Source organism: Bacillus sp. BB081 (assembly GCF_008368895.1).
Classification (GTDB): Bacteria; Bacillota; Bacilli; order Bacillales; family Bacillaceae_G; genus Bacillus_A; species Bacillus_A wiedmannii.
The window spans coordinates 1-23,602 of sequence record NZ_QOZX01000046.1; the positions used below are offsets into that span (position 1 = coordinate 1).

The window sequence follows — 23,602 nt, forward strand, 5'->3', positions numbered from 1 at the left end:
TTTTATAGGGTACAGTTCAATTTCAGTAGTCCTTTTTTATTATATATACATCCCGTAATGAGGAAGAAATACATCATGAAGACGGCATTCTCTAATATGTTATAAAAGGCACTTCCTATAATAGCACCAGCAACTAAACATAAGAGAATGGGACTAAATATTGAATTTCTTCTTAGTTTCCAGAAAGTACTTAAAATTCCATATGCAAATATCGAACATAAAATGACTCCAATAAGTCCTGTTTCTGCTAGAATTTGGATGTATTGGTTGTCAGAATAAAAATTCCATGTAATATTGTACGATTTATAAATTGGTGACGAGTATGTTTGAGTAGCTGCGTCACCAAATGTACCGAAACCATAGCCGGTAATTGGTTTGTCACGGAAGATTTCTAATGCTTTCTGTACATAATATATTCGACCATCTTGCTTACTTAATTCTAATGTGTCCTCTGAGAGTGCTTCTGAAAAGCGTTTTGCACCTAGAGAATCTCCTTCTAAATAGTTTGTCATGAGAGAGATTCCAGTAGCGCATATAAATGAGATGGTTAGTATAGGGATTAATGCTTTCCAATACGGTATATTAAGATGGATAATGATATAAAGCACTCCAAAGGTTATTAACGTTAAAAATGCTCCGCGTGAATAGGTTAACCATAAAGTTGTCGCGATAATTGTTAGTCCTACATAGGTTGTGTACTTCATTCGTATGGAAGCATTTTTTAATAAATATAAAGAAGTAAGAAATGCAATCGTTAAATAAAGTGCAAGTTCATTTGGGCCACCAGCCATACCATATATACGAATTTTATTAGTAGGAGCTAGATCAAGATTTTTCCATACCTCTGGTAGTAACATACTACGAAGAGAAATTTTTTCAATTAAACCTTGAATAGAAATGATAATTGCAGCCACAAAAGTTACTTTTGCAAACAATATGAAATCATCTCGGGTGAACGACAATCGAGAGACGATATAGAATACAAAATAGTATAGTAGAAGGGTATGTAACTGCATGATTATTGCTACTAAAGATACATTGTTAATTAATCCTACAATCGCTCCGAATAAGCAAAATAGGAAATATGCGATTTCAAAGTAATGAAATGTAAAAAGTTTTGAAACTGTATTTCGATATTGAAAAATGATTTTGCATAATAGAGCGAGAATAATGAAAATCCCAATAAATTTAAACCCTGCATTGTAAGCAGATAAAAAGGGGCGCATTGGAATAAATAATAGTAAATAAGCAATACCGAGCTTTTCATCTCGAAATGCAGTTATTGCTAATAATGCCGAAATGAATAGCCCGGTATAAGTTGCTGAAAATATTAATCCTACTATAATAAGGAAAATACTTAAAGTAATATAGTGAAATCGATTTAGCTGAATCATAATATATTAAGCCCCTTTAACATGATGATGGTATGCGGTAAATATGTTTCACCTCTTCTATCATTTTAGAGAAGGTGAAATGTTGTAAATAATATTCGCGTCCGCATTCTGCTAAAGAATAGTAGAGTTTGTCATCTTGTAATAATGTTGCCAGTGCAGTTGCCAATTGTTCGACATCTCCATATGGTATAGAAATACCAGATTGATTTGGAACAATAACTTCTGGTAATCCGCCAATATTTGTCGCAATCACAGGCTTTTTCATAGCAATCGCTTCAATTGCTACGTAGGATAGCCCCTCATTTTTAGAAGGAATTACGATGATATCGTGTGCACTATATTCTTTAATAATGTCATCTCGAAAACCTAATAAAGAAACGGAATCATTTAATTGTAAAGAAGTCACTAAGTCTTCTAATTGAGTTTTTAATGGACCATCTCCAATAATGTTACAGTGCCATTGTAAAGAAGGGAATTTTGTTTTTAGTTTTTGTAAGCCGTGTATTAAAAATGGTTGTCCTTTTTCTTCGCTTAACCTTCCAATTACAGCGATTTTCATCGGTTTATGAACAGAGGGTAAATTGTTTAAATAAGGATCCTCTAAGCCATTATAAATTATTTTTAATTTATCTTTTCGAACTCCTTTTTGAAGGAGTTGCTGTTTCATAAACTGTGAAATACAAATGATGGTGTCATTATAACGAGTGAATATATTATTGCACCATTTTAAAGGAAGTGACATGGGGACATCCACATGGTATGTCCAAATGACACGGATGGATGCCCCTAATAACTTTGCTAAAATTGCAATATAATTTTCACGTAAAAATTGTGCGTGAACAATATCTACTTGCTCTTTTGCAATTATTTCTTTTAGTTTCCATGCAGTTTTTATATCAAAAGGGTGTTTCATTTCTATTTGATATATGGGTATATTTAATGCTTCAAACCTATGTAAGAAAGGACCAGGAGTAGAATATACAAGAATACAACATTCTGGATCCATAGATTGAATTAAATCTAGGACGTATTTTTCTGATCCACCATCCCCAACATAATTCAAAAGGTACATAATTTTATTCATTTATATCATTCCTTTTACCTAAAAATAGCGATAGCAATTGTTGTAGTTCTTTAATCTTTAACATGTAAGTGACTAATAAGTAAACGATGGCGCCAATCGCTATTGCTAATAAAATAAGCAACTTTGTATCATGTGTAAAATGAAGCATCAGCTTGGAAGTAAACAAGCTGATAAAGGATGCCACAATGCATTTGAATAAAAAGCCACCGTAGTACAAGTTTACTGCTTCTTTCTCTTTCATGAACTTTTGGAACATCCACAATAGTATGATTACTGTACTAGCCGATGCTATTGACGTAGATAGAGCTGCACCAGCTAAGCCCATTTTGTTAACGAGTATAATACATAATATAACATTTATAATCATGGAAAAAATTGATGCGTACATAATATATCGATTCAATTTTAAAGAAAATAGTAAACGATCAAGTAAATCTTTTAAAGGTTGCATGAGAGCGGCTAGCGCATAAAATTGCAATGCAGTTGCTGTCATCATAATAGAATCTTTCCCGAATTCACCATAGTTATAAACAACTTTGACAATTTGTTCTGTAAAAAAGGTAAAATAAATAAAAACGGGAATAAATAAATATAATAATACTTTTATATTCGTTTCCATTAAATTTACGAAATCTTTCCATTTTGAGTCAGTTACATAACCGACAAATTTAGGATACATAACTGTTAAGACTGGAGCAGCGATTAATCCAAGAGGAATGAAGTATAATTTTTGGGAATAATTAAGGGCTGCAATAGATCCTTCTTCTAATCCAGATACTAGTGTACGATCCACAAGTAGATTAATTTGAATAGACATACTTGTAATGAAAGCAGGAATACTCAACTTAATCATCGTTTTTAAAGAAGGGTCTTTCCAATCGATTACAAATCGATAGCGATACCCCTCGCGCTTAGAAGCAAAATAAACAAGTGTATTTTGTACAATGTTTCCGATAATAACGCCTAATGCGAGTGCGTAAATTCCAATCCAATTAACAAGGGAAACAAATATAATAAGGGTAATGCCATTTAATACAACCCATTGCATGCTTGTAATGCGAAATTTATGTAAACTGTTCAAATAAGCATTAAAAATATCAATCATGAATGTACAGAATACAGTTGGGAAAATGATTTGTAATAGGTAAGCTGATAATAAAGCTGTTTGCTCTGGGAGCCCATTTGCAAATATTGAAATAAATAAGTGCGGCTGTAGTTCAATGAGCAAAAGCGGAATGAAAAAGATAAGTAGAACAATGTTTAAAAAGTTATTCATAAATCGATATGCTTTAAGGGAATCTTTTCCCTTTAACTCCATAAAGATAGGAATGAAAGAAAAGGCGAAGGCCCCTGTGATACCAGTAAAAACAATAGTTGGTATATTTAAAGCTACAACGTATGCATCAACGGCATGGTTTGTACCGAAATAAGCTCCAAGTGTGATTTCTTTTGCAAAGCCAAGTAGCTTTCCTAAAGCTGTCCCAAGCGTAAAAAATAGTGTTACTATGAGAAATCTTTTTGTATGTTCTTGAGAGGATTCTCTCCCCATCTATAATCAAATCCTTACTTTAGTTTAATTCTTTTTCAAGCATAATTTATTTGTATCTAAAAATCAAATATATATGAAGAATAGAAAGTGCTAACCATATGAAAAAAGAGGCTATCTTCCAATAGAAGGATAGCCTCTTTAGTACGTAATAAAAACCCAATTAGGGAAGGGGAATAATAATCAAGGGAAACGGTATCTCATGCAAATATCAAAAAAACAACTTATGAAACGAAGTGACTGTTTCGATAAGCGGAACGACGTACAGCATAGTATATGCGAGGTGCGATAATAGCACCGATAATTGTAAATGCAATATCTTTTACTGCGAACCACATCATAATCATCCAAGCAGCTTTATAACTCATATTACCACCCATAAAGAAATTGACTGCCCCGTACATATAAGTAGTACCGATAATATAAGTTAAAATGATTCCTGTGAAAGAGGCAATTGCAAATGTACTGAATGTTGGTCGTTCTTTTTGTTCTACTAGTTTTCCTGATACGTAAGCAACGATAATAAATGCAATAATAAAACCACCAGTAGGATCTAAAAGTGCCCCGAATCCAGCTTTGAAGTTAGCGAAAATTGGTGCACCAGCTAAGCCAACGAGCATATACACAGTCATTGATAATGCACCAAGTCTACTTCCAAGAAGAAGCCCTGCTAAAATTGCGAAAAATGGTTGCATAGATAATGGGATGCCCGCTACTTGCAGGAATGGTGCCCAAGATACAATATTTGCACCAATGGCCATAAGAGCGACGAACATGGCAGCTAATGCTAAATCTAAAACATGAAATCTTCTCATAATGTTAACCTCCTGTTGTTTTTAGGTTAACATTATCGTAGCGAAAATATTTACTTGTTGTCAATCAAAATATTTTGATAAGAAGGCTTCAAATACTCTCTTAGCAACGTATACGGAATACGAAATTGAGGAATTCCGCTTGAATAAGGAGCAATCTCATATAAAGGGAAATAAATGACGAGATTGTCCGGTTCTAAAAAGAAGTGAAACTTTTTCGTACTCATTACTTTTTCAGTTGCATCAGGAAAATAAATGCCTTCATTTTGTTTAATTTGTCTTACAATCTCAGCGCGGATTACTTCTTTATATTTATCTTCTTGTTGAAATAGATCGTCTAAGTGTAGTAACTTTTTTTCTTTTAAATCAAATGTGTTTGCCTTCCACGTATAAAGGCCGTGTGCTCCGCCTGTATATTGATAGTAATTCACATATAGGCTGAGCAACGGTGGTTTATTTAAGGAGACTTTATAATCAACATTCGCCACGTACGGATGAAAAGGTGTACTAGATCCTTCTGTTTCTTTATAATATTTTTTTGCGTCTTTTTCTAATTTTGTTTTAAATTTGTCAGTAGATTTTTTGTAATAGAAATTGAGCTTATTTTGAAATTTAGAATCGGAAAAATTGTGAAACGAAGGTCTGTTAATTTGATATTCTATATAAGGTTTCTTACCTTTTTGTGTTACAGTCTGAACATCGATTGTCAGGTTGGATGCTTTGGCTGCTAGTGCACAATTTGGTACAATAGTCAGCAAGGAGAACATAAGCAGTAATATACAAAATTTCTGTTTCATTTAGGTGAAACCTCCTTATATAAGTGTTATAAGTAGTTTGAAAATAAATAGGTAAAATTATACATTCGATTGAAGTAAAAGAAGGAGGAAACGATATGGGAAAAACTTTAATGGATTCACTTGGAATTGAGTTGTTAGAGATGACAGAAGATAAGGTGGTTGCTACGATGCCTGTTGATGAGCGTACGCATCAGCCGTTTGGTTTTTTACACGGTGGTGCATCTCTTGCATTAGCAGAAACAGTAGCAAGTGTCGGTTCATACAATTTAATTGATCAAGAGAAATGCATCTGTTTCGGTCTAGAAATTAATGCAAATCACATTCGCTCAAAGAAAGATGGAATTGTAACAGCGATTGGAACACCGATACATAGAGGACATTCAACGATGGTTTGGGATGTACGTATTATTGATGAGAATGATGATTTACTATGTATATCAAGATGTACAGTAGCAATTAAAGAAAAACGTGAAAAGTAAAAAGAGGCGGCTCAATAGAGCGCCTCTTTTTTATAATTAAAACTGGATTTTCTTCTCTAAGAAACCTTTTAGTTCGCTAATTGGCATACGAACTTGTTCCATTGTGTCACGGTCACGTACTGTAACAGCTTTGTCTTCAACTGAGTCGAAGTCGTAAGTGATACAGAATGGTGTACCGATTTCGTCTTGACGACGGTAACGTTTACCGATAGAACCAGTTTCGTCAAAGTCTACCATGAAGTCTTTAGCTAGTTCTGCGAATACTTCAGTAGCACCTTCAGATAGCTTTTTAGATAATGGTAAGATAGCTGCTTTGTATGGTGCTAAAGCAGGGTGGAAACGAAGAACTGTACGAGAATCGTTTTCTAATTGCTCTTCTTCATATGCATCACATAAGAATGCTAATGTTACGCGATCAGCGCCTAAAGATGGCTCGATGCAGTACGGTACGTAACGCTCATTCGTTTGTGGATCGATATAGTTAAAGTCTTCATTAGAGTGTTCCATGTGACGTTTTAAATCGAAGTCTGTACGAGATGCTACGCCCCATAGTTCGCCCCAACCGAATGGGAATCGGAATTCAATATCAGTTGTTGCGTTACTGTAGTGAGATAATTCCTCTTCACCGTGGTCACGAAGACGCATGCTTTCTTCAGTCATACCAAGTGAAAGTAACCAGTTCTTACAAGTTTCACGCCAGAATGCGAACCACTCTAAATCTTCACCAGGCTTACAGAAGAATTCAAGTTCCATTTGTTCGAATTCACGTGTACGGAATGTGAAGTTACCAGGCGTGATTTCGTTACGGAAGCTCTTACCGATTTGGCCGATACCAAATGGAAGCTTTTTACGCATAGAGCGTTGTACGTTTTTGAAGTTTACGAAAATACCTTGTGCTGTTTCAGGACGAAGGAAGATTTCGTTCGTGCTAGACTCTGTAACACCTTGGAATGTTTTGAACATTAAGTTGAACTGACGGATTTCAGTGAATTCTTGGCTACCACAATCAGGACATTTTACTTCATGTTCTTTCATTAAATCAGCCATTTGGTCGAAAGTAAGACCATCAACAACCATTTCGATGCCTTTTGCATCTAATGCATCCTCAATTAATTTATCAGCACGGTGACGCGCTTTACATTTTTTACAGTCGATCATTGGATCGTTGAAGTTACCAACGTGACCAGAAGCGATCCAAGTTTTTGGGTTCATTAAAATAGCTGCGTCTAAACCAACGTTATGTGGAGATTCTTGAATGAATTTTTTCCACCAAGCTTTTTTAACGTTATTTTTTAATTCGATTCCAAGTGGACCGTAATCCCAAGTGTTTGCAAGACCACCGTAAATTTCAGAACCAGGGAAAACAAAACCGCGATGTTTTGCTAAGTTTACAACTTGTTCCATTGAATACATAATAAAATCCTCCTTTTGAAAGTTAACGTATTGGCGATGACGTGCTCAGGTACTTATGAAACGAGCAGTATATGCTTTGAAAAACATAAAAAAACGCTCATCCCAAGGCTTAATTGCCTAGGGACGAGCGTTTGCCCGCGGTTCCACCCTAGTTGATACACAACAGGTGCATCCACTTTATCACGTATTGCTCGAGACTGCCGTTTCCTTGCGGCTTCAGGCTTTCACTATCCCTGAATCGCTTTTGTGCAAGTACTTATAAGTCCGTCATCGCTACTTATATTAATAATAATGAACATATTCTAACACGTTCTTTTTTAAATCTCAATAGAGGAACGCGTCTATCTATGATAGAGTCTCGCCTATTTTTTCGTGATTTATTCCGTAATTTTGTTTAATATGCTTAATTGCTTCACGTTTACTAAGCGAGGCAAGCTCGTTATTTTGTACGTATTCCCAAACGACATCGGGCTTCGTTTTTGCATATTCGCGAAGGACCCAGCCAATCGCTTTTTGAATGAAAAATTCTTTTGAAGAATGTAGTTGTCCAATAATCCAGAAAAGAAGTTCTTCATCCATCTTTTGTTTATATTTTAGCTGGAATAAAATAGCGGCGCGTTGTAACCATATGTTATCTGATGCAATCCATTTTGGAATATAGGCAGAAATTAATTCCGGATGTTTTAAAAAGATACCACCTAAAAATGTAGGAACGATGCTATCGACAGAATCCCACCAAGATTTTGTTACAATGAGTTCTTCTAAAAACGGTATATGCGTTTCGTTTATATGCTTTTTATATTTTTGCATAATATCGAGTGCGGCCGCTTGAAATTCACGTTCTGGTAAATCCCAAAGCTCACGTATGATAATTTGAAAGTCTTTTTGATCTGGGAGAGTATGTATTTGGATGACGTCTTTCAATAGTTGTCTTCTTTCAGGTGTTTGAATACCGAGAAATGGGAAGTGATTTTTCATATAACGTGCCATCGGTTCCGCTTTTTCAAGGTTTTTATGAGCTATGAAATGCTCTTGTAATGCTTGTACAAATGGATGCATAAGTGCGTTCTCCTTTCTTATTACCTTTCTCATACCATTATACAGAGAGTTTGGATAAATTTTAAAACATAACTTGTAAAGTAATGAAATATGTTGAAAGTAGAGAGGAGAGGATAAGATGGAAGATCAAGGCATACTAGCAGGTTTCTTTGCTCTTAGTTTTGCGTTTATTCTTGTTGTATTGATTTGGGCAATTATTGCGTATTTATTAACGGCTTTTGCACTGTATACGATGGCGAAAAATGATGGTGCAACGGATGGTGCTCTTGCGTTTATTCCTTTTTTAAATAGTAAGATATGGGGGGATTTAGCGAAAGATAAATTACCAGATTTCTTAAAAGAAGAAGCAGGATGGAAAGTATTCGGTATATATGTCGCATGTTTCATTTTTAATTTCGTACCAATTCTATATTTAATAGCAACAGCTGTATCGATTGTGCTGTCTATTTATCTTATCTACGCAATTTTAGATAGATACGGAACGAATTCTATATTGTTTACGATTATTCATACAATCACATTTTCGGTTTTCTTACCGATTCACTTGTTCATTATTCGGAATGAGCCGGTAAGGTATAACGAGTAGATATATGCGGGGAGCTGTTTCGAAGATATTTTGGAACAGCTCTTTGTTGGTTAATCGATATTTCGTTGACCAAGAAAAAAGGGCTGCCACATAGGACAGCCCTTTTCTGCTACATAAGGTAGCGTAAATAAATATAAATATGAGAAATGATTAATGAAACGATCATAATTGGGAAGCCGACTTTAAGGAATTCCATGTAGCTAAACTTATGGCCCTCACGACTTGCGATACCTGCAACGATTACGTTAGCAGAAGCTCCAATTAATGTTCCGTTTCCACCTAGACAAGCACCTAATGCTAATGCCCACCATAATACGTCGATTTGTGCGTCAGAAGGTGATAAACCTAGCCCAACTGCCATATCGTTAATAAGTGGGATCATTGTTGCAACGAATGGAATGTTATCAATTGTTGCAGAGGCGATACCAGATACCCATAAAATAAGGATAGATGCGTAAGAAACATCTCCGCCTGTTATTCCAATTACTTTTTGAGCTAACATTTTGATAAGGCCGATATCAATAAGTCCTCCAACAAGTACAAATAGTCCTGCGAAGAAGAAGATTGTTACCCACTCTACACTTGCGAATACCTCTTCAATTTCATGTTCTTTCACACCGATTAGCATAAGTACAGTAGCACCAGTTAAAGCGATGATAGCTGCATCAACATGGAAGATCGAATGAGTCATGAAACCTACGATTGTAAGTCCAAGTACTGTTAAAGATTTTTTCATTAATACGGGATCTTTAATGTATTGCTTTTCATCTAAACTCATTAATTTTTTAATTTGTACAGGATCAGCAATTAATTGTTTACGGTACATGAAGTAAAGTATTGTCGCTGTAACAGCAATAATAATGATTACGATAGGTGCTAAGTTGAATAAGAAAGCATTGAAATCTAAATGCTTATTTGCAGAACCAATCATAATATTTGGCGGATCACCAATTAATGTTGCTGTTCCTCCAATGTTTGAAAAAATAATTTCAGAAAGTAAATAAGGAACAGGATTTACTTGCAGTATGCGCGTAATAGATAAAGTAACTGGAACAACAAGAAGTACAGTTGTAACGTTATCTAAAAATGCGGAACCAAGCGCAGTAAGCAAGGAAAGTGAAATTAAAATTTTAATTGGATTTCCTTGTGCTCCTTTTGCTGCTTTAATGGCAACGTATTGGAAGACACCCGATTTACTCGTAATGTTCACCAGAATCATCATACCGATGAGTAACGTAATCGTCCCCCATTCAATATGTTTCGTAAAGGCGTTGTGTAAATCAACGACCCCCATAATTACCATGAGTGCTGCACCAAGAAGTGCGATGACAGCGCGATTAATTTTTTCTGAAATAATAATGGCATATGTAATTAAAAAGACTGCGATAGCAAAATAATACTGCCAGTTTGCGAGCTCTTGCGTTGTTTCGTGCAAAACTCTCATCTCCTTTCATTCACTTTTCTTAGTGTGTCAAAAAATTAACTAGATGAAACACACATAACGTCATTATAAAGTAGAAAAAAGGGGGATGTAAATGAAAGGGCTTATTTTGTCATATTTTCTGCATCGGTCATTTTTTCTTATTTTTAAAAATATTTGTGGGCATTTGACATATATATAAGATACATCCAATCTGAATATTTAAAATGGAATTAGCATTCGAGCTTGTTCGTGTAGGAGTGTCAAATAGAAAGGAATGACAAAGATGATAAGGAAGGGATCGTATGGATGAACAACAATTTTTATTTTTGGATTTTGAGTTTACGATGCCCCAGCACAGAAAAAAACCAAAAGGATTTTTCCCGGAAATCATTGAGGTAGGACTCGTTTCGGTTGTTGGCTGTAAGGTAGAAGACACGTATTCAGCTCATGTTAGGCCGAAAACTTTTCCTTCTTTAACGGATCGATGTAAGAAATTTTTAGGAATTAAACAAGAAGTCGTAGATAAAGGAATTTCGTTTCCAGAACTCGTTGAAAAACTTGTAGAATATGAAAGGAGATGTAAACCGACCATTGTTACGTGGGGAAATATGGATATGAAAGTGTTGAAGCATAATTGTGAAATGGCAAGAGTAGACTTTCCGTTCTTAGGACAGTGTCGTGATTTATCACTTGAGTATAAGAAGTTTTTTGGGGAGAGAAATCAAACAGGATTGTGGAAAGCAATTGAGGCGTATGGAAAAGCAGGGACGGGTAAGCATCATTGTGCGCTAGATGATGCGATGACGACGTATAATATTTTTAAATTAGTAGAAAAAGATAAAGAGTATTTAGTGAAACCAGCACCTCCAACGTTAGGAGAACTCGTTGATTTTTCAAAAGTGTTAAAGAAAGTGAGTACACAGTAACGACCAAATTGCACAGTATGTAATTTGGTCGTTTTGTTTTTTTAAAGTTTGTAGTCTTTTTTTAACTGCTCTAATGTTTCTAGACTACGAACCGCAAAAGGTGAATCATCTTCAGAAAATGAATTCATTTGAGTTTCTAATGCTAATTTGAGTGACTCTGTATACTCTGGAATTTCTCCTTCATATTTCTTCACCATTTGCTCTGGAATGTTCGTCTGTTCACGGAAAGCTAAAGCACGTCTTTCATGGAAAAATGGTACGTCAGCTTGTTTTACGTTATGTAAGTCACCTTGCACCGGATGTTTTAAAACAGCTAACACTTTTACGACGTAACTGCCAGGACGGCTATTTGTAACTTCGCCGATGTATTTGCCAGTTTTATAAATACCAGTAACGATTTCGCCAATTTCAAATGTTTCTCTCATATTTTTCACCTCAAGTTTATAGTAAGGAAAGTGTGCGAAGGAGTCAAAGAAATCCTTCTCTTTCGGAACGCCCCCTTGAGAATATGAATCGGTTCAACTATAATTTAAAGAAATATAACAGAAAATTCTGATGTTTTTTAATCCAATCATAAGGAGTGTTCAATATGATGCCTTTATATTTTCCAGAAGATAAAACAGAATATATTATTCCAGGGATTGTTTGCGTTCTATTTATCATTGGTGCCGTTGCTACGTGGCGTATGTTCATTCGTGTATCAAAACGTGAAGCGGAGCGATTACAGAAAGTTGAAGAAAAACTTTTAGCGGAAAAGAAACGGTAACTCATTTTTGTATGTTTCCCTCTATGCTCGGACAATCTAAGGGCAGAATATATTTTGGAGGGAATAGAATGAAAAAACGGCTTTTTTTCAGTTGTTGTTTATTATTTCTGATGGCAGGTTGTGACCAAGGAAAGCCGAAAGAAATTGACGTGAAATTACATAATGCTTCAGGCGATGAAGTGGGGACTGCAAAAGTAGTACAGCAAACAAGCGGAGTGAAAATTACGGTTAAAGGGGAAGGTTTCGCACCTGGCCCGCACGGCATACATGTACACGAAATTGGTGAGTGTAAAGCACCACGTTTTGAATCATCTGGGAATCATTTTAATCCTGATAATAAAAAGCATGGTCTTCTTAATCCGAAAGGTGCAGAGAATGGTGATTTACCGAATGTAATTGCAGACGGTTCTGGAAAAATTAAAGCAGAAATCGATGCACCGCACATAACGCTTGAAGAAGGAAAAACAACGATTCATAGAAAAGATGGAGCGTCTATTATTATTACAGAAAACGCTGATGATGGTATGACACAACCAACAGGTAAATCAGGTGATCGAATTGCTTGTGGTGTCATTGTAAAAAAAGCATCGGATATGAAGAAAAAGTAAAAGCTACCGTGCATGGTAGCTTTTTTTGTGAAAAGTAATTGAAAAGATATCGATAAAGGAGGTTGTCCCAAAACGATTGGAGGTCGCCGCCTTTCTTATTATGAAAACGTATGGCGCAGTCTATTTAAGATTTCTTCTAAAACAGATCTTGGACAGCCGATGTTAATTCGAATATGTTCTTCTCCGCCTAATCCATATTTCTCACCAGGTTCAACGATGATTTTCCCTTTTTCTTCAAGCAATGTGGTGCGTTCGTTTTGAGAAAGCTGTAGGCGAGAGCAATCAATCCATAATAAAAAGCTACCTTCTGGTTTCGTTACAGAAAGAGCGGGTATGTGATTTTTAATATATTCACAAGCGAATTGAGCGTTATCTTCTATATATAATCGAATTTCATTTAGCCAATCGTTACATTCTGTATAGGCACTTTGCATCGCTGTATAGGCAAATGTATTTAATCCGTGGAAACCTTGTCTATATTGGATAGATGTAAAGGTTTGACGGAGTTTTTCGTTTGGAATGATAATAATCGATGCCTGTAATCCGGCGATATTAAATGTTTTACTCGGAGCCATACAAGTAATCGTGCGTGCTGCTAATTCTTCAGATAAAGAAGCGAACGGTGTATGAGTACGATCCTCGTAAATAATATCGGCATGAATTTCATCCGCGACAACGATTACATTATATTTTGTACATAACGTGCCAAGTTGTGTGAGTTCCTCTTTTGACCAAACACGCCCAATTGGATTGTGAGGACTACAAAGAAGCATGAGTTTGACGCCTTGTTGAAATTGCTTTTCTAAATGATCGAAGTCTATCGCATATGTATCATTTTGTTTCTGTAATGGACTCACGCATAATTGTCTATTGTTTGTTGTGACCATTTCGAAAAATGGGGGATAAATAGGTGGTTGTATGAGAACAGATTCATTTTCCTTTGTGAAGGCCTGTATGCTCGTACTAAGAGCTGGAACGATTCCGGCGCTAAAGACAATCCATTCTTTTTGAATATCCCAGTTGTACTGTTTTTTTGTCCAGTTACAAATAATATCTCCAATATTTTCGGGAGGAAGTGTGTAGCCGAAAATAGGGTGCTCGATACGTTTCTTTAAAGCAGTTTGAATTGGTTTTGGTACTTCAAAGTCCATATCAGCTATCCAAGCGTGGATAAGTTCTTCGTTTTTATACGTATCCCATTTTGTACTATGAGTACCACGTCGATTGACTGTTTTATGAAATAGTTGCATAAGTTTGCCCCCTTCTTCTGTAAACCGTTAAGTTATGAAAGTTCTCTCTCTTCTTATAGAATAGCTGATGTGATAGGATAAAGAAAAGTATTAAAAAGTGAAAAGGCGGGAAGCGAATGGGTGCATATGAAAAGATGATAGAGGTTGTGAAGAATTGGGATCCGTTTCAAATGGGACCGGAGTTTTATGAAACAGAAGCGAGCGATGTTGTGAATGTCGTAAGTGTGTTCGACGATCCGAAATACATCGCAAAAAAGATTCAACATATATACTTTATGTCTTTTGAGGAAGTACCTGCGCTTGGAAAATGTGAGAAGTTAGCTGTGGAATTACTTGTAATAAAAGAAGGCGGAAGCTGTTCATTATAGGCTGTCGGAAATTCCGACAGCCTTTTTTATATATTATTGCGCGGAAAACGCAATGATTTCTTCATAAACATGTTCAGGCTTTTCTTCAGGTAGTAAATGTCCTGTGTTTTCGTAAGAAATAAATTTCGAGTTTGGTAAATCTTTGTGTAGCCGATGCCCTACATGTACAGGGACGACGCGATCTTTTTCACCCCAAATGAGTAGTGTAGGTGTTTCGATTTTTTGTAATTCAGTTGAAGATAAGTCACCTTCACGGTCTCTTATCATACGAGTTAAAGCAGGGAATATACGGTTGTCATAAAAAGGAGCGGAGTAACCTTCCTTCATTTCATCGTCAATTAATGAGTGATCATGAACGACATTCATTAAATTATGAACAATCCCGCGCCGTATAATCCAGTTCTTTACGTATAAATGAAAGAACGGTAAATAAGAAGAGTACAGTAAAGGTAAGGTTGCGCGTGCTAAATAGCTAGAGCTGCATAGTAAAATCGTCTTTGAGATTAATTCAGGGCGTATACGGTTTACGTAGAGAGAAATTTGTCCACCCATAGAATGCCCAACTAACACAATATTTGAGAGAGATAAATGTTCAATTAAATCGATAATAACCGTTGCTAAATTGTGATAAGAATACTTAAAGAGCTGAGACTTATCACTTTTTCCGAACGGCGGTAAATCAAGAGCAATTACTGTTCCTGCTTTCGATAGTAAAGGAATGAGACGGCGGTAACTGAATGAGGAAGATAAAAAGCCGTGAATGAGCACGAAAGTAGGACGTTCTGTTTTGTTGTCATGTTCATACAATTCATAATGAATAGTAGTGCCGCGAGTGGAAAAAGTGAAATAAGGACAAGTATATTCGTGATTCATTTTTTGTCACTCCATTGATTTTTGTTCATATCATTTCCAAGGAAGAAAAAAATATGTTAACAAAAAAAGGCAAGATGACGATGTCATCTTGCCTTTCGCTTATTTATTATTACCTACGAACAATATTAGGCGGTGTTTTTCCTTGTAACACTGCAACTAAATTTTCAGCGGCTGTCATAGCCATTTGCTGCCTGGTTTTTAATGTTGCAGATCCGATGTGTGGTAAAGTCACAACATTTTGTAATGATAAGAGCGAATTATCTTTTTGAATCGGCTCTTGTGTAAAAGTATCAATGCCTGCTGCAAAGATTTTCTTTTCGGTTAACGCATGGATTAACGCTTCTTCATCTACTGTTTTCCCACGAGAAGCATTAATAAAGATTGCTGTTTCTTTCATTAATGAAAATTCTTTTTCTCCGATAAGATGATACGTTTCATCTGTTAATGGAGTAAGAAGGACAATAAAGTCAGACTGTTTTAGTAGCGTCTGTAAATCACAATATGTAGCACCGAATTTTTGTTCAGCTTCTTCTTTCCGGCGACGGTTATAATAAAGAACATTCATATCAAATCCGAATTTCGCTCGTTTTGCAACGGCTTCGCCAATTCGCCCCATTCCGATAATACCGATTGTACTATGGTGTACATCCAGCCCGAAGTGCTCTTTTCCAATTTCGGCGTTCCATTCACCATTTTTTACGTAGGAGTCGAGTTCGCAAACGCGGCGACCAGCAGATAACATAAGAGCGAAAACAAGGTCCGCTACTGTATCATCTAATACATATGGTGTATTCGTTCCGATTACATTTCGCTTTTCCATCGCTTGTAAATCAAAATTATCGTAACCGACAGAAATGTTGCTTACTACTTTTAAGTTAGGAGCTACATCTAATAATTCTTCATTAATAGCAGATCCGAAATTTAATAATCCATCTTTATCTTGTATTTTCTCCAATAGGACATCACGAGGTACCTTCTCGTTTTGCTCCCATTTTTCATAATCACAGTGTTCTAATAAATAGTTTTCTACAAATGTTGGAACTGGTTCAGCAATATAAACTTTTGGTTTCACGGTTCCATCCCCTTTCACTTTATCCTGCGTTTTTTCACTGATTAAAGTTTCGCTTCCCCCGCTATTAACGGACAGTAAGCCCCCCACCTCAAAAAGTGGCCCAAGTAAAGAGGTTAGTTGGGAGAGCAACTGTCCGTAAAATCCCGATTGGTGCGGATTAAAGTTTCACTTTATTTTGACATAATTCACTAAAAAAATCTTCTTTTCAAACTGGAAAGGGTATTTGTATAATTTAGACACAAACGAAAAGGAAGGATGATTTATATGGTGACAGAAAAGGAATTAGAATTATTAGCTTGTCTTGAAAAAAGTAGTCGATTATCTGTAGATACATTAGCGAAGTTGTTAAATATAGAAGTAGAAGAAGTAAAGAAGATGGTTGAAAAATTAGAAGCGGAAAAGATTATTGTGGATTATGTAACACATATCGATTGGACGAAGGTGAAAGAACATACAGGTTTAACGGCGATGATCGATGTGAAAGTTACGCCAAAGCGCGGCGTTGGGTTCGATGCGGTTGCTGAACAAATTTATCGTTATTCAGAAGTGAAATCTGTGTATTTAATGTCAGGGACATACGATCTTTCTATTACATTAGAAGGAAAGACAATGGGAGAAGTAGCGATGTTTGTTTCTGAGAAATTAGCAACAATTGAATCTGTCGTTTCTACAACAACGCATTTCATTTTGAAGAAGTATAAACATGAGGGAATTATTTACGAAAAAAACGATGATGATAAGCGCATTGTGGTGACACCATGAAGCAATTTGAACTATCTAGAACGGCAGAATCTTTACAACCATCTGGTATTCGAAAGTTTTTCGATCTAGCAGCAAATATGAAAGGTGTTATTTCTCTTGGAGTAGGAGAGCCTGACTTTGTTACACCTTGGAATGTAAGGCAAGCATGCATCCGTTCTTTAGAACAAGGATATACGTCATATACAGCAAATGCAGGATTATTGGAACTTCGTCAAGAAATAGCAAAGTATCTAAAAAAACAATTTGCAGTATCCTATGATCCGAACGATGAAATCATTGTTACAGTTGGAGCGAGTCAGGCGTTAGATGTAGCGATGCGCGCCATTATAAATCCTGATGATGAAGTACTCATTATTGAACCAAGTTTCGTTTCTTATGCACCGCTTGTGACATTAGCTGGAGGAGTTCCGGTTCCTGTGGCAACGACTTTAGAAAACGAGTTTAAAGTACAACCAGAACAAATTGAAGCAGCTATTACAGCGAAAACAAAGGCAATTTTGCTTTGTTCACCAAATAACCCAACAGGTGCAATGTTAAATAAATCCGAGCTTGAAGAAATAGCAGTGATTGTTGAGAAGTACAATTTAATCGTATTATCTGATGAAATTTATGCAGAGCTTGTATACGACGAAGTATATACAAGTTTCGCGAGTATTAAAAATATGCGCGAGCATACAATTTTAATTTCCGGATTTTCAAAAGGGTTTGCGATGACAGGATGGCGGCTCGGTATGATTGCAGCTCCTGTACAATTTTCGGAATTAATGCTCAAAATTCATCAATATTCCATGATGTGTGCACCGACAATGTCTCAGTTCGCAGCACTTGAAGCGTTACGCGCGGGGAATGATGAAGTAATTCGGATGAGAGATAGTTATAAGAAACGCCGTAATTTTATGACGACATCGTTTAATGAAATGGGTTTAACGTGTCATGTGCCGGGCGGAGCATTTTATGTCTTTCCTTCTATTTCTTCAACTGGACTATCTTCGGCAGAATTTGCAGAACAGTTATTATTAGAAGAAAAGGTGGCTGTTGTACCTGGAAGTGTATTTGGCGAAAGTGGTGAAGGATTTATTCGTTGCTCGTATGCAACATCGCTTGAACAACTTATGGAAGCAATGAAGAGAATGGAACGGTTTATAGAAAATAAAAAAAGGACAAAACATAATACGTTTTGTCCATAAAAGGGGGGGAATACTAGAAAGCCATGTGTTAGTATTCTATCCCAATATTAGAAAATTATACGTACTCTAGGAAATTTTTCATTAATTTTGAATGAGTTCTGTCATAGTGGTATAATTTACTAATATAAGGTATGCGTATTCTGAGTAGCTTTACTTAGGGTACGTACTAACTAATCGGATATTTAACAATAAATCATCTGCTTTGCTATCTACAATTGTAGAGAAAATGGTAAACGTATGGGAGTGTTTCATATGTCAGAACAATATACAACTGGAGTGGTTGTAACAGGGAAAGTGACTGGGATTCAAGATTACGGAGCATTTGTAGCGTTAGATGCAGAAACACAAGGGCTTGTGCATATATCTGAAATTACAAATGGATATGTAAAGGATATTCATGACTTTTTAAAAATCGGCGATACAGTAGAAGTAAAAGTACTTTCAATTGATGAAGAACACAGAAAAATGAGTTTATCGTTAAAAGCGGCGAGAAGAAAACAAGGGCGGATTCTTATACCGAATCCATCTGAGAACGGATTTAATACGCTGCGAGAAAAGCTAACCGAATGGATTGAAGAGTCCGAGTTAACAAAGTAAAAGAGGAGCGCATATGAGCGTTCCTCTTTTACTTTATCTTATGATATATATTTGCAAATATGATTGCATGCAATCATATTCGTATGTCGGAGGTGAAGTAAGGACATACTGACTAGCGAATTTCGTTCGTTTCTGGGTGAGTGCCAAGATTTTCTGATGGTTTAAAGAGTAAACCAAGATTGATAAGCCCAGAAATACCAACGATGCCGTAAATAATACGGGAAAGAGCTGAATTTTGTCCACCGAAAATGGCTGCCACTAAGTCAAACTGGAAGAACCCGATTAGTCCCCAGTTCACAGCGCCAATTACAGTAAAGACTAATGCGATACGTTGCAGAGTACTCATGAAAAAGCCCCCCTTAATTGTGAAGCATGAGCAAGCGATGAGTTAATTAACTCCTTTATAGAATGGCGTAGTTATGTTGTTTTTATACATAAAAAATATAAGAAAAAGGATGTATATACATCTATACCGAAAAATGCGAATTTTTATGCAAAAAATGAACTTTTTCTAAAAAATATATATTGGTTACGTTTACAATGGTTGAATCGCTTGATTTACAACTTCAGTTTCGCTAAAGTGAATACAGAAATACATATACATTATTGGAGGGAAAAAGATGAGTACACATGTAACGTTCGACTATTCTAAAGCGTTATCCTTCATCGGTGAACATGAAATCACTTATTTACGTGATGCAGTGAAAGTAACACATCATGCAATCCACGAAAAAACTGGAGCTGGGAACGATTTCCTTGGGTGGGTAGACCTTCCGCTTCAATATGACAAAGAAGAATTTGCTCGCATTCAAAAATGCGCAGAAAAAATTAAAAATGACTCTGACATTTTACTTGTTGTAGGTATCGGTGGTTCTTACCTAGGAGCACGTGCAGCAATCGAAATGTTAAACCATTCTTTCTACAACACGCTATCTAAAGAACAACGTAAAACTCCACAAGTGCTATTTGTTGGACAAAACATTAGCTCCACTTACATGAAAGATTTAATGGACGTATTAGAAGGTAAAGACTTCTCTATTAACGTTATTTCCAAATCAGGTACAACAACAGAGCCGGCACTAGCATTCCGTATTTTCCGTAAGTTATTAGAAGAAAAGTATGGAAAAGAAGAAGCTCGTAAACGTATTTATGCAACGACAGATAAAGCACGTGGTGCATTAAAAACGTTAGCTGATAATGAAGGTTACGAAACATTCGTTATTCCAGATGATGTTGGAGGCCGTTTCTCTGTATTAACGCCAGTTGGTTTATTACCAATCGCAGTTAGTGGCTTAAATATTGAAGAGATGATGAAAGGCGCAGCTGCTGGTCATGGTGACTTCGGTACATCAGAACTAGAAGAAAACCCAGCTTATCAATACGCAGTAGTTCGTAACGCTTTATACAATAAAGGAAAAACAATTGAAATGCTTGTTAACTATGAGCCAGCACTTCAATACTTCTCTGAATGGTGGAAACAGTTATTTGGCGAAAGTGAAGGAAAAGATCAAAAAGGTATTTTCCCATCTTCAGCAAACTTCTCAACTGACTTACACTCATTAGGTCAATACGTTCAAGAAGGTCGTCGTGACTTATTCGAAACAGTTCTGAAAGTAGGTAAATCTACACATGAACTAACAATCGAATCAGAAGAAAACGATTTAGATGGATTAAACTACCTTGCTGGTGAAACTGTAGACTTCGTAAACACGAAAGCATATGAAGGTACATTACTTGCGCATAGCGATGGTGGCGTACCAAACTTAATCGTAAATATCCCTGAATTAAATGAGTACACATTCGGTTACCTTGTATACTTCTTCGAAAAAGCATGTGCGATGAGCGGCTACTTATTAGGCGTAAATCCATTTGACCAACCAGGAGTAGAAGCATACAAGAAAAACATGTTTGCTTTACTTGGTAAACCAGGATTTGAAGAGTTAAAAGCAGAATTAGAAGAGCGTTTAAAATAATAAAAAGCGACCGGAATCCGGTCGCTTTTTATTATTTTATCGAAAAGTCCATCGGTATATTCAAACTAGAGTGGGTATGCTAAAGAAAAAGTCTAGGAGGGATGGGCTTGATTCCGATTCAATCAAATTTAGAAGGACGTACATATGCGTTATATAAGTTAGAAGAGATAATGAAGCCACTTGGGTATAACATTGGTGGCAATTGGGATTACGATAAAGGATGCTTTGATTACAAAATCGATGAAGAAGATGGATATCAATTTCTGCGAGTGCCATTTACAGCAGTGAATGGCGAATTAGATGTGCCTGGTGTAATAGTCCGTCTTGGAACGCCTTATATTCTTTCGCACGTATATCAAGACGAACTAGATGATCACGTAAATACTTTAACGGCTGGAACGAGTGGAATGGATCAATTTGCTGAGCCGAAAGATCCAGATGGAGATGTGAAAAGAAAATATATCAATATTGGGAAAGTGCTCATGCAGGAACTAGAAAAACATTTTCTTAATGGTGAATAACAATGAGTATGTCGCTTTCAATGAGAACAAAGGAATGGACTGGATTAATCATATATTGTTCGTCGCGTTTTATACCTAGTAAGAGAATATTTTGCTTTAAAAGAGTATAGCTACAATTTGCAAAAGTTTGTCCAGTGCAGGAAGGATAAAGCTCCATCAGTTGTAATTTGTTATCAGAGATTTCATCGTAAAGTGAGAATAGTACGCCTGAAATGGAAGGGAATAAAAGAGAAGCGGTAAATACGTAGCTCGTTAATTTATTTCCTTCTATAATTTCTGATACACCAGCTCTAGTTGCATTTTGTATTTGTTCAGAAGTAAGAAGTTCAGCGATGCAGTGAATGTTTGGATTAAGACCTTTTGCAGTTAAAATATTTAAAATGGACTGTGTATCTGCTAAGCTTTCATTTTTTTCTTTATCAGCTGTTATTAATATAGTGTGAGCAGTTGTAATATTAGCTTTTAATAAAGTTTGATCGTGATGCGGGCAACCTTTTATAAATTCTAAATGATGAAATGGTTTTGGAAGTAAAGAAAGTGTTTCATCAATTAAAACGATATCAAGGTTCGGTTGTAAGATGTGCATTTGTTTTACAACATGTTTTGCCCGTTCATTCCAACCGACGATAATCATATGACCGTTAGAGGTAGCGGCTTCTTCTCCTTTAATTTTCATATATTGTTTATTAATCATATCAGTGGCGAACAGAACCATATAATAAGAGCAAAAACCGGTTCCAAATAAAATAATACCCATACCGATAAGTTTGCCTATTAGTGTATGCGGGGCGAAGTCACCATAGCCAACGGTGAAAATGGTAACGATTGACCACCAAACTCCATCAAACCATGTGGTGAAGTGAGATGGCTCTAATCTATGTATAAGGAAGCCAGAAAAAGCAGTAAGTACAACAATAAAGCAAACTAAACGAAAAATAATGGAATCACGAAATGTATCTACTAAATTTGGACGGGATTTCAAACTCTTATTCCTCCTTACTTTGCAGGGCTACATTCATTGTTACCATTATAGAAAAAAGAAAAACTCTCTAATTTAAAAGAGAGTTTGTTTTACATTACATACTTTCTAATTCAGTTTGTTGGACACTTTCAAGATGCTGGAGGGCGTAGTAAACATCAGCAGTATGCCTTTTTTGATCGATGGATAATTTCAAATGTAAATAGTGAGAGCCATTCTCCAATGTTTTGAGCTTCATATTCTTAACTTTTATATCCATTTCTTTTATTTCTTCAATTACAATTGGGATATTGTCCATATTTCGCACAACAAGTTTTACTGCGATATCACGTTGACGAAATGATCTCGGTCCTACAAATTTCATTGCTAATGGTATAAGTTCAACGCTAATCATAAGGAAACACATTCCGAAAATCGCTTCGATATAGAATCCAGCCCCAACAGCAATACCGATACCAGAAGCACCCCAAATCATAGCAGCAGTCGTTAGTCCTGCAATGCTATCGTTTCCTCTTCGTAAAATAACACCGGCACCTAAAAAACCGATTCCTGATACAATTTGAGCGGCAAGTCGAAGTGGATCCATATTCATATGATCGGTATGTGGTAAATTGTAAGCCGCTTTAATAGAAACAATCGTCAGGAGGCAACTAATGATAGAAATAACTAAACAAGTTTTTAAACCAAGTGGTTTTCGTTTTAATTCGCGCTCTAAACCGATAGCGAACCCTAAAATAGCCGAGAGACCTAGTTTGATTAATAAATCGGCATAGTCCATATATATTCCTCCTTGTATGATATGGTATATAAATAAAACATTTATTATAGAAAGAAACGCTTTTGATAGAGTTACTTTATATAGAATATATGTAGGAATTATTTATACATGAAAGAGATATTTCGTTTAAGTATATGATATTAACAAAGAAATTAGGGTGATCTAAAAAAAAGTTTATAAAAGGTGTTGCATTTCGAATTTCACCATGATATATTAATAACCGTCGCTGATGCGGAAACGCAGAAAACGACAAAAAAGAAATTGAAAAACTTAGTTGACATCGAAAAACGAAGATGTTAACATAAGGAAGTCGCAAATGAGCGACCAAGTAGTTCTTTGAAAACTGAAC

The 23,602-nt window shown here is 36.0% G+C and carries 26 protein-coding genes; 11 read left to right on the forward strand and 15 right to left on the reverse strand.

Translation table 11 applies throughout. The features are described 5' to 3' along the window. Nucleotides 1-2: 2 nt before the first annotated feature. From DN394_RS19770 to DN394_RS19790, 5 genes are all read right to left on the reverse strand, one after another. Nucleotides 3-1,394, reverse strand: coding sequence for an O-antigen ligase family protein (locus DN394_RS19770; protein ID WP_149294160.1), 1,392 nt, complete (start codon nucleotides 1,392-1,394; stop codon nucleotides 3-5). 16 nt (nucleotides 1,395-1,410) lie between these two features. After that, nucleotides 1,411-2,478 (reverse strand): glycosyltransferase, encoded by a 1,068-nt coding sequence (locus tag DN394_RS19775; protein ID WP_149294161.1) that lies wholly within the window; start codon nucleotides 2,476-2,478, stop codon nucleotides 1,411-1,413. Next, nucleotides 2,471-4,027 carry a murein biosynthesis integral membrane protein MurJ gene (gene murJ, locus DN394_RS19780; RefSeq protein ID WP_075312433.1) on the reverse strand — a complete coding sequence of 519 codons (1,557 nt, stop codon included), beginning with the start codon at nucleotides 4,025-4,027 and terminating at the stop codon, nucleotides 2,471-2,473. Before murJ ends, DN394_RS19775 begins: the two co-directional genes overlap by 8 nt. A gap of 221 nt (nucleotides 4,028-4,248) precedes the next feature. After that, on the reverse strand, nucleotides 4,249-4,839 hold the full coding sequence (locus tag DN394_RS19785; RefSeq protein WP_001252152.1) for a biotin transporter BioY: 591 nt from the start codon (nucleotides 4,837-4,839) through the stop codon (nucleotides 4,249-4,251). 50 nt (nucleotides 4,840-4,889) lie between these two features. Then, nucleotides 4,890-5,633 carry a DUF3298 and DUF4163 domain-containing protein gene (locus tag DN394_RS19790; RefSeq protein ID WP_098705165.1) on the reverse strand — a complete coding sequence of 248 codons (744 nt, stop codon included), beginning with the start codon at nucleotides 5,631-5,633 and terminating at the stop codon, nucleotides 4,890-4,892. A 95-nt stretch (nucleotides 5,634-5,728) separates the two neighbouring features. Between DN394_RS19790 and DN394_RS19795 the strand changes: the two genes are divergently transcribed. Beyond that, the gene (locus DN394_RS19795) at nucleotides 5,729-6,112 is read left to right on the forward strand and encodes a hotdog fold thioesterase (protein WP_000520763.1); all 384 of its coding nucleotides are present in this window, start codon (nucleotides 5,729-5,731) and stop codon (nucleotides 6,110-6,112) included. A 36-nt stretch (nucleotides 6,113-6,148) separates the two neighbouring features. Here DN394_RS19795 and DN394_RS19800 read toward each other — a convergent pair whose 3' ends face one another. Both DN394_RS19800 and DN394_RS19805 read right to left on the reverse strand, forming a co-directional pair. Further along, nucleotides 6,149-7,525 (reverse strand): glycine--tRNA ligase, encoded by a 1,377-nt coding sequence (locus tag DN394_RS19800; RefSeq protein ID WP_060488162.1) that lies wholly within the window; start codon nucleotides 7,523-7,525, stop codon nucleotides 6,149-6,151. A 345-nt stretch (nucleotides 7,526-7,870) separates the two neighbouring features. Further along, nucleotides 7,871-8,584, reverse strand: a complete 714-nt coding sequence (locus DN394_RS19805) for a DNA alkylation repair protein (RefSeq protein ID WP_097917444.1) — start codon at nucleotides 8,582-8,584, stop codon at nucleotides 7,871-7,873. Nucleotides 8,585-8,702: 118 nt separating this feature from the next. On the opposite strand from DN394_RS19805, the gene DN394_RS19810 reads away from it, so the two are divergent. Further along, nucleotides 8,703-9,170 (forward strand): hypothetical protein, encoded by a 468-nt coding sequence (locus tag DN394_RS19810; RefSeq protein WP_076541887.1) that lies wholly within the window; start codon nucleotides 8,703-8,705, stop codon nucleotides 9,168-9,170. A gap of 109 nt (nucleotides 9,171-9,279) precedes the next feature. Here the strand turns inward: DN394_RS19810 and DN394_RS19815 are convergent, their stop codons facing one another. Next, complete coding sequence (locus DN394_RS19815) at nucleotides 9,280-10,605, reverse strand: ArsB/NhaD family transporter (protein WP_000545212.1); 1,326 nt, start codon at nucleotides 10,603-10,605, stop codon at nucleotides 9,280-9,282. A gap of 290 nt (nucleotides 10,606-10,895) precedes the next feature. Between DN394_RS19815 and kapD the strand changes: the two genes are divergently transcribed. Then, nucleotides 10,896-11,519 carry a 3'-5' exonuclease KapD gene (gene kapD / locus DN394_RS19820; RefSeq protein WP_149294162.1) on the forward strand — a complete coding sequence of 208 codons (624 nt, stop codon included), beginning with the start codon at nucleotides 10,896-10,898 and terminating at the stop codon, nucleotides 11,517-11,519. A 41-nt stretch (nucleotides 11,520-11,560) separates the two neighbouring features. Here the strand turns inward: kapD and kapB are convergent, their stop codons facing one another. Next, nucleotides 11,561-11,944, reverse strand: coding sequence for a kinase-associated lipoprotein KapB (gene kapB / locus DN394_RS19825; RefSeq protein ID WP_001209345.1), 384 nt, complete (start codon nucleotides 11,942-11,944; stop codon nucleotides 11,561-11,563). Nucleotides 11,945-12,108: 164 nt separating this feature from the next. Here kapB and DN394_RS29040 point away from each other — a divergent pair, with 164 nt between their 5' ends. Beyond that, nucleotides 12,109-12,285, forward strand: coding sequence for a hypothetical protein (locus tag DN394_RS29040; protein ID WP_000982764.1), 177 nt, complete (start codon nucleotides 12,109-12,111; stop codon nucleotides 12,283-12,285). 68 nt (nucleotides 12,286-12,353) lie between these two features. Next, nucleotides 12,354-12,893, forward strand: coding sequence for a superoxide dismutase [Cu-Zn] (gene sodC / locus DN394_RS19830; protein WP_063260544.1), 540 nt, complete (start codon nucleotides 12,354-12,356; stop codon nucleotides 12,891-12,893). A gap of 98 nt (nucleotides 12,894-12,991) precedes the next feature. Here sodC and DN394_RS19835 read toward each other — a convergent pair whose 3' ends face one another. After that, nucleotides 12,992-14,143: a MalY/PatB family protein gene (locus tag DN394_RS19835; protein ID WP_097917445.1), complete on the reverse strand. Its 1,152-nt coding sequence runs from the start codon at nucleotides 14,141-14,143 to the stop codon at nucleotides 12,992-12,994. Between the two features lie 116 nt (nucleotides 14,144-14,259). On the opposite strand from DN394_RS19835, the gene DN394_RS19840 reads away from it, so the two are divergent. Next, a complete protein-coding gene (locus DN394_RS19840; protein ID WP_087982771.1) occupies nucleotides 14,260-14,511 on the forward strand; it encodes a YugE family protein in 252 nt (83 codons plus the stop codon). 33 nt (nucleotides 14,512-14,544) lie between these two features. Here the strand turns inward: DN394_RS19840 and DN394_RS19845 are convergent, their stop codons facing one another. Beyond that, nucleotides 14,545-15,384 (reverse strand): alpha/beta fold hydrolase, encoded by an 840-nt coding sequence (locus DN394_RS19845; RefSeq protein WP_087982769.1) that lies wholly within the window; start codon nucleotides 15,382-15,384, stop codon nucleotides 14,545-14,547. A gap of 109 nt (nucleotides 15,385-15,493) precedes the next feature. Beyond that, the gene (locus DN394_RS19850; protein WP_141475162.1) at nucleotides 15,494-16,474 is read right to left on the reverse strand and encodes a 2-hydroxyacid dehydrogenase; all 981 of its coding nucleotides are present in this window, start codon (nucleotides 16,472-16,474) and stop codon (nucleotides 15,494-15,496) included. 246 nt (nucleotides 16,475-16,720) lie between these two features. Between DN394_RS19850 and DN394_RS19855 the strand changes: the two genes are divergently transcribed. The 3 genes from DN394_RS19855 to yugI all read left to right on the forward strand — a co-directional run bounded on the left by DN394_RS19855 (nucleotide 16,721) and on the right by yugI (nucleotide 19,002). Beyond that, nucleotides 16,721-17,218, forward strand: a complete 498-nt coding sequence (locus DN394_RS19855) for an Lrp/AsnC family transcriptional regulator (protein ID WP_000255701.1) — start codon at nucleotides 16,721-16,723, stop codon at nucleotides 17,216-17,218. Then, the gene (locus DN394_RS19860) at nucleotides 17,215-18,405 is read left to right on the forward strand and encodes an aminotransferase (RefSeq protein WP_087982765.1); all 1,191 of its coding nucleotides are present in this window, start codon (nucleotides 17,215-17,217) and stop codon (nucleotides 18,403-18,405) included. Before DN394_RS19855 ends, DN394_RS19860 begins: the two co-directional genes overlap by 4 nt. 252 nt (nucleotides 18,406-18,657) lie before the next feature. Continuing rightward, nucleotides 18,658-19,002: a S1 domain-containing post-transcriptional regulator GSP13 gene (gene yugI, locus DN394_RS19865; protein WP_000003761.1), complete on the forward strand. Its 345-nt coding sequence runs from the start codon at nucleotides 18,658-18,660 to the stop codon at nucleotides 19,000-19,002. 112 nt (nucleotides 19,003-19,114) lie between these two features. On the opposite strand, the gene DN394_RS19870 is transcribed toward yugI, so the two are convergent. Beyond that, the gene (locus tag DN394_RS19870; protein ID WP_000105789.1) at nucleotides 19,115-19,348 is read right to left on the reverse strand and encodes a DUF378 domain-containing protein; all 234 of its coding nucleotides are present in this window, start codon (nucleotides 19,346-19,348) and stop codon (nucleotides 19,115-19,117) included. A gap of 274 nt (nucleotides 19,349-19,622) precedes the next feature. Between DN394_RS19870 and DN394_RS19880 the strand changes: the two genes are divergently transcribed. Further along, entirely contained in the window at nucleotides 19,623-20,975 is a 1,353-nt protein-coding gene (locus DN394_RS19880; protein WP_048561621.1) for a glucose-6-phosphate isomerase, read from the forward strand. A 107-nt stretch (nucleotides 20,976-21,082) separates the two neighbouring features. Further along, nucleotides 21,083-21,496: a YugN-like family protein gene (locus tag DN394_RS19885; protein ID WP_000612330.1), complete on the forward strand. Its 414-nt coding sequence runs from the start codon at nucleotides 21,083-21,085 to the stop codon at nucleotides 21,494-21,496. On the opposite strand, the gene DN394_RS19890 is transcribed toward DN394_RS19885, so the two are convergent. Next, nucleotides 21,483-22,478, reverse strand: a complete 996-nt coding sequence (locus DN394_RS19890; RefSeq protein WP_000842338.1) for a potassium channel family protein — start codon at nucleotides 22,476-22,478, stop codon at nucleotides 21,483-21,485. The genes DN394_RS19885 and DN394_RS19890 overlap by 14 nt on opposite strands. 94 nt (nucleotides 22,479-22,572) lie before the next feature. Continuing rightward, nucleotides 22,573-23,253, reverse strand: coding sequence for an MgtC/SapB family protein (locus DN394_RS19895; RefSeq protein WP_000384160.1), 681 nt, complete (start codon nucleotides 23,251-23,253; stop codon nucleotides 22,573-22,575). Between the last annotated feature and the right edge of the window lie 349 nt (nucleotides 23,254-23,602).